Here is a 9,076-nt window from a genome sequence, read left to right as displayed (position 1 = left end):
CCGGGTCAGCGGGGCATGGAGGGCGGCGCCCTGTGGAGGACCCGCCGCCGGATACCTCTTGCGCGCCCCGGGTGCCGGCCGGGAGAGTGGAGCAGATGCGCTCCCACGTGCTCTTCATCAGCGGCCGCTCAGGTGTCGGCAAGTCCACCGCCGCGCTGGCCCTCCACGAACGACTCATCGGTGAGGACCTCCATCACGCGGTCATCGAGGGTGATTACCTCGACCTCGCCCATCCGGCACCGCATCTGGCCTTCCCCGAAGCCGAGCTCGCCGAGCGGAACCTGGCCGCCATGTGGTCCGCCTATCGGTCGCTCGGCTACCGTCGACTGATCTACACGAACACGGCGGCTGTCCTCTCACTGCCCGGCCTGGTGGCCGCGATGGGAGACAGCCCGCTCGTGACGGCTGTCCTGCTGCGCAGCAGTGACGGTCACACCGGCTCACGGTTGGCGCGGCGGAATCACGGCGCAGTCGACCCGGCCACCCTCGCGCGCAGTGGAGCCATGGCTGACCGGCTCGATAGCGAATCCCCGACCTCCGTGCGAAGGATCGATACGGACGGACTCACTCCCACAGGGGTCGCCGCGACGTTGTCCGCCCTCACCGGTTGGGCAGAGGACTCACCCCCTACCTCCGGTGTACCGTGCAGTCTCCGCTCCTCCCCGTGACCGTCGGTCAGCTGATACGTCCACCGATGCTTGAGACCGAACAACCCGGACTGTGTGTGTCCTACCACCCTGGGACACTGCTCTCCCAGCACTGCCATGCGAATCACCCACGTCTCAAGAAGATTGCCGATACTGACTGTAATCCGAGGAGTCCGACAGCCGCTCCGACTCCGTATCGTGCCTATACCTGATGGGCCCGGGCAGATCGTGATCCACTGGCAGAATCGATCCATGGGGTTCTTCACGAAGATTCAGCAGTACCTGGGACTTGAGCCGGCGCCGGTGTTCGATCAGTACCGGAAGGCCGAGCGTGGCGCCCAGCTGACCTGCACCAGATGCGGGGCCTTCGTCGCCCACGAAAGCCAGACAGTGCATACGGATTGGCATCTCGCTCTGGACTCACGGGCATGACAATGGGGACGAACGGACAGGTTCGTGCATCTCAGCCATCGCGGCAGTCGTCCTCGGTGCGCAGGCGATCATGTCGCTGCGCAGGGACGAGTACGCGCCCCCGACGACGTAGGTCCTGACATCGTGACCGCGTATCACCGTATGGCCCCTGGCCTGGCAGCGCTGATGCTGTCCTTCCTCACAGTGCACCTCTGGCACTACTCCGGACCCGACTACCCGTCACTGTTCGCCGCTGCCCATACGGGTTCAGCGGTGCTGTGCATCGCGGTCCCTGGTGCGTTCGTCCTGGTCGGCCGGTTGACGCGCTGCCGCCCGGATCTCCTGAGGCTCGGCGCCGTCCTCCTCGCGATCGCGGCACTACCCCTGCTCATCGCCAACGGGATCTACCTGTTCTCCTTCGGGTCCGTGGAAGCCTCCTACGGCGACATCGGCGCCTTCGGATTGATGATGCTCGGCTTCCTTGCGTTACTGGTGACGTCGGTGGCCTGCATCATCGGCCTGCTTGTCGCCCGACCCACCGTCACCTCCTCCAGGTAACCCGATCGGGCGAACTACTGCGAAGCGAAGACACCGTGCTGCTGAACCGAACCGAACTGAACAATTCAGCATTCGGTTCTCGGTCCGGACCGCCCGGCCAAGAACTCGCTTGAGGCGCCGATTCAGATCAACTGACCGCTTGTTGGGTGAGGCGCAGAATCCTGTCGGTCGTCCCCTCGTCCGCAGGCTCAACGGTGGAGAGAATGACCGATGCCGCGAGGAGTCCGTCGACCGCCGTCACCCTCAGGGGGTGGGTGGTCGAGCCGTCCTGCGTGACGCTGTACTGGGTCACGCGGGAATGCGGGGCAATAGGCGGTGCATCGACGCGGGTGTAGGAAAAACCCTGCCTGACGTCGCCGACCGTCACCTCGAAATCCGTGCACCTCACCAGAGGCTCCGGGCCGGCGCCGACGAAGTAGTCGACCAGTTCTGCTTCATTTGGCGCGGTGTGGATCTCCACCCCCAGTCCGGAGTGGTCGTCGCTGAGGTTGCTGCGCCCCAGCACACCCTCGAGCCCAGCGGGTGGCGGAGTGAATGCCTCGTCCGGTGCGCAGTCTGCGGGCGTGTACACCCGCTCGAAGAGTGGCTGGTTCGTCAACGCCTCCAGGTGGCTGCGCGTCCGGGCCTCCGGCACGATGTACAGCGGTCGTCCCTGCAGGTCCGTGAGGCCGACCAGACGGTTGGTCAAACGGTCCATGGGCTCCGCGGCTGCGGCTGTCGATGCGCTGACGACAGTCGACGGCTTGTCACGTTCCGCCTCTCCGGTGTCACCGGTGCACGCTGCCAGCGACAGGACTGCGGACACCGTAATGCTGGTGCGTATCAGCGCCTTTCCTCTGTTCCCCATGATTCATCCAACCACGGCCACGACAGCGAGTTTCGGAGCACTGTCGTCCTGCCGCAGCCCCCGCTTCCGAAGAGAGGCTCACGCGGACGGAGGGCGGTACGGAGCCCAGAGCCGCTCTTTCCGGACATGCCCGTCGGGTTTCACCGAGTACACATACGCGTAGGGCTGCTGCGCCTCAGGAGCCTCCAGCGCCCCGCGTAGACCCAGGACGCCCCAGACGAGCGTGGCCGCTTGCGACAGGAAGCCTGGGCCTACCGCGCCGTGGACTACCAGCTCGGTGGCAGTGACTTCCTCGAAAGGCACACGTCGTGCGACCGCTCGTGCGCGGATCCGCTCGAGTTTCGGGTGCAGCTTCCCTACCGTCAGTGCGTCGTCGCTCATGCCAGCAACGATAACCGGATGGAAGACTGGCACCTCCGGCCGCGAACCGAGAAGTGTCGGATGTAACCCCTGAGCGGGAAGATGAAGGGTCCACTGCGGTGGGTTTGCTCTAATGGGGGGCATGATTCGTGTGGCGCAGGACGACGACATCGAGTCGATGATCATCATCGAGCGTGCCGCCGGGGCAGTCTTCCGTGACATGGACATGGCAGCCGTCGCGGACGATGAGCCGATGCCGGCTGACGATCTTCGCAGCTATCTGCGCAGTGGCAGGGCATGGGTCGACACGAATGATCTCGGCCATGTCGTGGCATATCTCCTCCTCGATGTTCTGGACGGGGTTCCCCACATCGAGCAGGTCTCGGTAGACCCGGGCCATGCGGGCCAGGGTAGAGGGCGTCAGCTCATAGAAGCCGTCGCCGAGTGGGCAAGGTCGGAAGGGTTCTCCTCACTGACCCTGACAACCTTCACCGAGGTGCCCTGGAATGCTCCCTACTATGCACGCCTCGGCTTCGAAGCTATCCCGGTGAACCACCTGTCGCCGGGGTTGAGACAGGTCCGGGAGCATGAAGCCGCCATAGGGCTGGATGAGTGGCCACGGACCGCCATGCAGCGAGATCTCACCGGCTGACGGTCACTGGTGGGCTCTGCTACGTCGCGCGATCGAGGATCACCTACTGCGCCTTCTGTAGAACGAGCATCATCTCCGGCTCGCGCCGATCTCGGTGACGAATCTCCCGGCCTGAGGAGCGGCGTGCAGCAACAGCCGGACATGACCGCCGCTCGACAGGATGATCAGGGCGCCGGTGCGCAGAGCCGAGCACACTGGATGGGACTTTCGCGGACCAGGTGTTGCTGCGTGGACAACGTCAGGTACCGCTGCGATGCACACCCTGAGGGATACGCGGGCGGTAGCTTCCGGAAGTGTCCGTCAGAGTCGTCCCTTTCGAGACTGACGGTCAAGAAGAACGACCTCGCGAAGCCCCAGGAAGAGGGGGAAGGTGAAAGCGATTGCTACGGCGAACGAGAGCGGTATCAGGATGACGGCAGTCACGACCAGCCAGGTCCTTCCCAGCCGCAGGGCCTCGACAACGAAGAAGATGCAGGCCACGACCGCCACGACGATGACATCGACGGCGATCGAAGAGGAGGCGGCGTTCACCCACCAGCCTTCGAAGTAGGACGGCGCTTCGGGCGTTGGGACGAAGGCGAGGTTGAACGACCAGGTTCCGATCAGACCGACGATCGCGGCAGTGCAGTAGAGCACGACGAGGAGACGGCGGGCCGGTCGCTGCGCCGCCGTTGAGCTTGAGGCGGCCGTCGGCTCGACGCTCATCGGCGTACCTGTGCGACGATACGGGCGCGCCCGACGACTACAACAGCAACGCCCGCGAGGAGCGCAGCGATCATCAGCGCGATGCTCGCGGTGAGGGTCTCCACGCCCGGCGACACGATCGATTCGCCGCGCAGCGCCTGCCACGTAACCAAAGCCATGAAACCCGCGTACGACGCGGCAGCGACCCACACCAGGCCCGTACGCACCGTGACATCGCGCAGCACCAACACTCGGCGCGAGAGGAGCTCCATCGCGATGAGCGCGAGCGGAATCGCCTGCAAGGCGTGCATGCCGACGAAGTGCGGAATGCGCAGGTCCCCCCCGCTTGTGCTCCAGCCCAGGATGGGCAGCCCCGGCCCACCGTCGGCGAGGCCCACTGTGTGGGCGCCGACGATTCCTTGCGGATCGGCCAACTGCGCCGAGGTCGGACCCGTCATGAGGTAGCCGAGGCCCAAGCCGACGAGCGAGAGCGCCGCGCCCGATCGGATCGCCACCGCGCGGGCAGAGTCGCCCAGGTGGTTGAAGAACAGCAGCAGAGCAGCGACGAGGGTCGCGATCCACAGCACGCTGATCGCCGCGCCCATGACCCCCCACGCGGCAGCGTGGGCTGGTGTCGAGACGTTGAAATGACTCGTGGTGCCGAGGGCCGCGGCACCGATGAGGACGACCATTTCGGCGATCAGGGTGACCACAATGACTGTTCCGGCAACCCGGGCCACGCGGCGGAAGCGCTCCAGCTGACCGATGAGCCACGACCACGTGACAGCGTAGATCGCCATCGAGAGTGAGAACTTCAGCGGCTTGTCCCATTGGTTGAGCCCAGTGACCTCGACCGGATCGATGAAGCGAACGACCAGGGCAAAGACTGAGAACACCAGCATGAGAGCAGCAAAACCGAGGAGCGGGCGGTGCCAACGAACGGGTCGAGGTGCCGAGAGGAGTGTACGAGGTAGTGGATCGAGCGTCGCGGTCATGAGTCGATACCTTCCTACAGTGGAATCCGATGGTGGTGCCCCGTTGCATCCGGCAACGGATAACGCACGTTCGAGACGTGCTCTTGAGCCGCACGGCGTAGCCCTGCAAGCAGGGTGTCGCCGAGAAGCGTTCCGAGTACAACGGCTTCGGCCTTCTCGGCCCGACCCTCCCGGGCTTCGATCAGATCGAGGTCGGCCTCGGCGAGGAGGAGTGCCGCCGCGGCGTAACGCTCGTACCACTGCGCCGAGTTGCGCTGACCGGCAGCCTCGAAGGCAGTAATCGAGGTAGCGGCAAGGGCCCGTCCAGGACCGCGCGGGTCGTTAGCCCAGCCAGCGGTGAGGTCGTCGACGACCTCATAGGCGTGTTCCGAAGCGGAAGCGGGGTCGACAACCGCGGTGGCTGCCCGTTGGGCGACACCCAAGGTCTCCACGAGAGCGACGTCGGACTCGATCGCCGCGACCACCTCCCGGGTCGAGGCGATGCTGAGGCCCCCGACGCGCAGGAGCCCGTGCACGAGTTTGAGCCGACGCACATGCGCATCACCGTAGTCGGCCTGGTTCGGGCGCGACTTCTCTCCCGGCGCGAGCAATCCCTCACGCAGATACATCTTGATAGTCGGCACGGGGATGCCGGTCACCTCGCTGAGTCGAGAGATCTTCATCCTGCGCTCGGCACCCATAAGGAGAGAGTTGTCATACCTGAATGATACAGATATCACTGCTATCCGATAGGGAAAATATCCATTATTCTCCATCGGTCGGCACCCGCACAGTCGACCACTCCTGGAGGTGGACTGAACGCAGATGGGTACACCCGACAATGTAAAAAATTATTGACGCGCTTCCTCGGCAGGCATAGCTTGTGCGTGTCAATAATCTTTTACAGGGGAGTGGTCGTGTCAGCGCAGGAGAAGAACGCCTGGATTCTCGGAATGGTCGCGGTGCTCGGGTACGCGGTCTACCTCGGCCTGCTGCTCGGCAGCGGCTTGGGCGCACTGACGGAGCGCCCCTACGCGCCGATCATGCTCTGGACCATCGGCGGCGGGATCGTTGCCGGCATCGTGATCAACATCCTCGTCGGCATCATCTCCGGCATGTTTCGGCGCGATGCCGCGCGCGTCGACCAGCGGGACCGGCAGATCGCACGATTCGGCGACCGGGTCGGCCAGTCGTTCGTCATCCTCGGCGCCGTCTCGGCGCTGCTGCTCGCGATGCTCGAGGCCGACTCCTTCTGGATCGCGAACGTCATCTACCTGGGGTTCATGCTGTCCGCGGTCCTCGCATCGATCACCAAGATCGTCGGCTACCGGCGGGGGCTGCCGGAATGGTGAAACCCACCCGCGTACGCAACAACATCCGCGCCCTGCGCGCCACGCACGGTGAGATGACCCAGGCCGAGCTCGCAGACCGGATCGGTGTCACCCGCCAGACCGTGATCGCCATCGAGCAGGGCCGCTACTCCCCCACGCTCGAGCTCGCGTTCCAGATCGCGCGAGTCTTCGGCGTCGGACTCGACGCCGTCTTCCAATATCCGGACACCGACGAAGGAGCATCCAGATGAGGGCAATCGTGCAGGACACATACGGAGACGCGGATGTGCTGCGCCTCGAGCAGGTCGAGCGGCCGGAGCCCGGACGCCAACAGGTCCTCATCCGTGTCCGGGCGGCGGGCGTCGACCCCAGCGTGTGGCACATCATGGCGGGACGGCCCATTGGCGTGCGGCCGGCCTTCGGCACTGTACTGGTTCAGGCGAAGCGTCCATCCATCCGACGTGGATCCACCACGTTCCGCTGCCGAAGAACCTCATACCCATGAGCGCCGGGGGCACCGGGGCACAGGCCCTGCGGTACGGTCTGGCGGCGGGCCGTACCGGCACTACGACTCGCGACATCCCGATGGCAGAAGGTCTCAGCGATCCGGCAATCAACGGGCGTCCGTTGTGTTCCCCTGGTTGCGCCCCGAGGGTGCTGCAAGGGCACGATACCGTTGGGTATATGGCCGACATTCCAGGTCTCGACAGGCTCCTGACCGCACTGAACGCCGGGGAGACGATTCCCGGAGCTTCACCGCACCATGAGGCGATGCACGCCGCGAGCCAGGAGTCGCTGCGCATCACCGCCGAACTCAATGGGCGGTACCACTCCCCCGAAGAGGTGCGGGCCCTGATGAGCGAACTGACCGGGCGCGAGGTCCCCGGATCCTTCCAACTCTTCCCGCCGTTCAGCGCCGACTTCGGCAGGAACATCCGCTTCGGCGCGGATGTATTCGTCAACAGCGGTTGCCGGTTTCAGGACCAGGGCGGTATCGATATCGGTGATGGGTCGCTCATCGGCCACAACGCCGTCATCACGACCTTGAACCACGACCTGGCGCCAGGCCGACGGGCCGATATGCACCCGGCCCGCGTGGTGATCGGTTCGGGCGTGTGGTTCGGGGCCAACGTGACGGTGTTGCCGGGCGTGACGATCGGCGATGGGGCGGTGGTGGGCGCCGGCGCAGTCGTCACGAAGGACGTTCCCGCGGGGGCAGTGGTGATTGGTGTGCCGGCGAAGCAGGTGGGCACGGTCCCGGAAGGCTGACGTCCCGGCCGGGAAGTCACTGTTCTGCAGATTCGGCCGAACCGGCGGTGAACCCCGAACCAGCGCTCAAGGAAAAGCGTGGTGAGCGGTTGTGCGTCTCGGTGCCGGCCAACCGCACGGGCCGTCGTCGTGCGGGCACAAAACAATGCAGCTCAGTCGACTTCGATCGACTGAGCTGCATTTTCTTCTCTACGGAAACAGGACACTAGACATTGAACCTGAACTCCACCACGTCGCCGTCGGACATGATGTATTCCTTGCCTTCGATGCGGACTTTGCCGCGGGATTTGGCCTCGCTCATGGAGCCGGCATCGATGAGGTCCACGAAATGGACCACCTCGGCCTTGATGAAGCCACGCTGGAAATCGGAGTGGATGACGCCGGCGGCCTCGGGCGCCGTCGCGCCCTTCTTGATGGTCCAGGCCCGGCTCTCCTTGGGCCCCGCGGTGAGGTAGGTCTGCAGGCCGAGGGTGTGGAAGCCCACGCGGGCCAGCTGGTCGAGGCCCGACTCGTCCTGGCCGTTCATCTCGAGCATCTCGCGGGCCTCGGCCTCGTCGAGTTCCACGAGGTCGGCTTCGAGCTTGGCGTCGAGGAAGATGGCGTCGGCGGGTGCGACGAGCCGGCGCAGCTCCGCCTGCCGCTCCTCACTGCCGAGCACTGCGTCGTCGACGTTGAACACGTAGATGAAGGGCTTGGCCGTGAGGAGGCTGAGCTCGCGGAGGTGCTCCATCTCCAGCTTGTCGCTGGTGACCGAGGCGAAGATCGTGTCGCCGCGCTCGAGGACGGACTGCGCGGCCTGCATGGCGGTGAGCTGCGCGGCCTCGCGCTTCTTGATCTTCACTTCCTTCTCGACGCGCGGGATGGCCTTCTCGAGCGTCTGCAGGTCGGCCAGGATCAGTTCGGTGTTGATGGTCTCCATGTCGGAGCGCGGGTCCACCTTGCCGTCGACGTGGATGACGTCGGGGTCGTCGAACACGCGGATGACCTGGGCGATCGCCTCCGCCTCGCGGATGTTCGCGAGGAACTGGTTGCCGAGGCCCTCGCCCTCGGACGCGCCCTTCACGATGCCGGCGATGTCCACGAAGGACACGGTCGCCGGCAGGATCTGCTTGGAGCCGAAGACCTCGGCGAGCTGAGCGAGACGGGGATCGGGCAGGCTGACCACCCCGACATTCGGCTCGATCGTCGCGAACGGGTAGTTCGCCGCCAGGACGTTGTTGCGCGTCAGCGCGTTGAAGAGGGTTGATTTGCCGACGTTGGGCAGTCCGACGATGCCGATAGTAAGAGCCACGGGAGACAAGTCTACCGGGCCTCGGGCAACCCCTCGGCGGTGGTGCCGATAC

At 65.1% G+C, this 9,076-nt stretch carries 13 protein-coding genes; 7 read left to right on the top strand and 6 right to left on the bottom strand.

Annotated elements, in window-relative coordinates:
* Positions 1-95: 95 nt before the first annotated feature.
* The 3 genes from RY94_RS01870 to RY94_RS01860 all read left to right on the top strand — a co-directional run bounded on the left by RY94_RS01870 (position 96) and on the right by RY94_RS01860 (position 1,616).
* Positions 96-668: an ATPase gene (locus tag RY94_RS01870; RefSeq protein WP_043441391.1), complete on the top strand. Its 573-nt coding sequence runs from the start codon at positions 96-98 to the stop codon at positions 666-668.
* A 231-nt stretch (positions 669-899) separates the two neighbouring features.
* Positions 900-1,079: a hypothetical protein gene (locus RY94_RS01865; protein WP_043440947.1), complete on the top strand. Its 180-nt coding sequence runs from the start codon at positions 900-902 to the stop codon at positions 1,077-1,079.
* A 141-nt stretch (positions 1,080-1,220) separates the two neighbouring features.
* Positions 1,221-1,616 carry a hypothetical protein gene (locus RY94_RS01860; protein ID WP_043440945.1) on the top strand — a complete coding sequence of 132 codons (396 nt, stop codon included), beginning with the start codon at positions 1,221-1,223 and terminating at the stop codon, positions 1,614-1,616.
* 127 nt (positions 1,617-1,743) lie between these two features.
* On the opposite strand, the gene RY94_RS01855 is transcribed toward RY94_RS01860, so the two are convergent.
* Together RY94_RS01855 and RY94_RS17610 are read right to left on the bottom strand one after the other, a co-directional pair.
* Entirely contained in the window at positions 1,744-2,463 is a 720-nt protein-coding gene (locus RY94_RS01855; RefSeq protein ID WP_156134974.1) for a hypothetical protein, read from the bottom strand.
* Positions 2,464-2,541: 78 nt separating this feature from the next.
* Complete coding sequence (locus RY94_RS17610) at positions 2,542-2,844, bottom strand: hypothetical protein (RefSeq protein ID WP_156134973.1); 303 nt, start codon at positions 2,842-2,844, stop codon at positions 2,542-2,544.
* Positions 2,845-2,965: 121 nt separating this feature from the next.
* Between RY94_RS17610 and RY94_RS01845 the strand changes: the two genes are divergently transcribed.
* Positions 2,966-3,475: a GNAT family N-acetyltransferase gene (locus RY94_RS01845; RefSeq protein WP_043441390.1), complete on the top strand. Its 510-nt coding sequence runs from the start codon at positions 2,966-2,968 to the stop codon at positions 3,473-3,475.
* A 300-nt stretch (positions 3,476-3,775) separates the two neighbouring features.
* Here the strand turns inward: RY94_RS01845 and RY94_RS17605 are convergent, their stop codons facing one another.
* The 3 genes from RY94_RS17605 to RY94_RS01830 are packed head-to-tail and all read right to left on the bottom strand — an operon-like array spanning position 3,776 to position 5,834.
* Positions 3,776-4,180, bottom strand: a complete 405-nt coding sequence (locus RY94_RS17605) for a DUF2834 domain-containing protein (protein ID WP_052273819.1) — start codon at positions 4,178-4,180, stop codon at positions 3,776-3,778.
* Positions 4,177-5,154, bottom strand: coding sequence for a hypothetical protein (locus RY94_RS01835; RefSeq protein ID WP_043440939.1), 978 nt, complete (start codon positions 5,152-5,154; stop codon positions 4,177-4,179). Before RY94_RS01835 ends, RY94_RS17605 begins: the two co-directional genes overlap by 4 nt.
* Before the next feature lie 14 nt (positions 5,155-5,168).
* Positions 5,169-5,834: a MerR family transcriptional regulator gene (locus RY94_RS01830; RefSeq protein ID WP_052273818.1), complete on the bottom strand. Its 666-nt coding sequence runs from the start codon at positions 5,832-5,834 to the stop codon at positions 5,169-5,171.
* Positions 5,835-6,050: 216 nt separating this feature from the next.
* Here RY94_RS01830 and RY94_RS01825 point away from each other — a divergent pair, with 216 nt between their 5' ends.
* From RY94_RS01825 to RY94_RS01815, 3 genes are all read left to right on the top strand, one after another.
* Positions 6,051-6,485, top strand: a complete 435-nt coding sequence (locus RY94_RS01825; RefSeq protein WP_043441383.1) for a hypothetical protein — start codon at positions 6,051-6,053, stop codon at positions 6,483-6,485.
* A complete protein-coding gene (locus tag RY94_RS01820; protein ID WP_043440937.1) occupies positions 6,479-6,715 on the top strand; it encodes a helix-turn-helix transcriptional regulator in 237 nt (78 codons plus the stop codon). The genes RY94_RS01825 and RY94_RS01820 overlap by 7 nt, the downstream gene beginning before the upstream one ends.
* A gap of 433 nt (positions 6,716-7,148) precedes the next feature.
* The gene (locus RY94_RS01815) at positions 7,149-7,733 is read left to right on the top strand and encodes a DapH/DapD/GlmU-related protein (RefSeq protein ID WP_043440935.1); all 585 of its coding nucleotides are present in this window, start codon (positions 7,149-7,151) and stop codon (positions 7,731-7,733) included.
* 205 nt (positions 7,734-7,938) lie between these two features.
* On the opposite strand, the gene ychF is transcribed toward RY94_RS01815, so the two are convergent.
* Positions 7,939-9,024, bottom strand: coding sequence for a redox-regulated ATPase YchF (gene ychF / locus RY94_RS01810; protein ID WP_043440933.1), 1,086 nt, complete (start codon positions 9,022-9,024; stop codon positions 7,939-7,941).
* Positions 9,025-9,076: the final 52 nt, after the last annotated feature.

It is taken from the genome of Arthrobacter sp. L77 (genome assembly GCF_000816565.1).
Classification (GTDB): domain Bacteria; phylum Actinomycetota; class Actinomycetes; order Actinomycetales; family Micrococcaceae; genus Arthrobacter_D; species Arthrobacter_D antioxidans.
The sequence above is the reverse complement of the archived record's forward strand: the minus strand, read 5'-3'. Positions and strand labels throughout refer to the sequence as shown.

What these genes read in the sequence shown, in the direction of transcription:
- RY94_RS17605 (WP_052273819.1), bottom strand. Translation starts at nt 4,180, where the DNA reads ATGAGCGTCGAGCCGACGGCCGCCTCAAGCTCAACGGCGGCGCAGCGA.
- RY94_RS01865 (WP_043440947.1), top strand. Translation starts at nt 900, where the DNA reads ATGGGGTTCTTCACGAAGATTCAGCAGTACCTGGGACTTGAGCCGGCG.
- RY94_RS01820 (WP_043440937.1), top strand. Translation starts at nt 6,479, where the DNA reads ATGGTGAAACCCACCCGCGTACGCAACAACATCCGCGCCCTGCGCGCC.
- RY94_RS01855 (WP_156134974.1), bottom strand. Translation starts at nt 2,463, where the DNA reads ATGGGGAACAGAGGAAAGGCGCTGATACGCACCAGCATTACGGTGTCC.
- RY94_RS01830 (WP_052273818.1), bottom strand. Translation starts at nt 5,834, where the DNA reads ATGGGTGCCGAGCGCAGGATGAAGATCTCTCGACTCAGCGAGGTGACC.
- RY94_RS01815 (WP_043440935.1), top strand. Translation starts at nt 7,149, where the DNA reads ATGGCCGACATTCCAGGTCTCGACAGGCTCCTGACCGCACTGAACGCC.
- RY94_RS01860 (WP_043440945.1), top strand. Translation starts at nt 1,221, where the DNA reads ATGGCCCCTGGCCTGGCAGCGCTGATGCTGTCCTTCCTCACAGTGCAC.
- RY94_RS17610 (WP_156134973.1), bottom strand. Translation starts at nt 2,844, where the DNA reads ATGAGCGACGACGCACTGACGGTAGGGAAGCTGCACCCGAAACTCGAG.
- RY94_RS01870 (WP_043441391.1), top strand. Translation starts at nt 96, where the DNA reads ATGCGCTCCCACGTGCTCTTCATCAGCGGCCGCTCAGGTGTCGGCAAG.
- RY94_RS01835 (WP_043440939.1), bottom strand. Translation starts at nt 5,154, where the DNA reads ATGACCGCGACGCTCGATCCACTACCTCGTACACTCCTCTCGGCACCT.
- RY94_RS01845 (WP_043441390.1), top strand. Translation starts at nt 2,966, where the DNA reads ATGATTCGTGTGGCGCAGGACGACGACATCGAGTCGATGATCATCATC.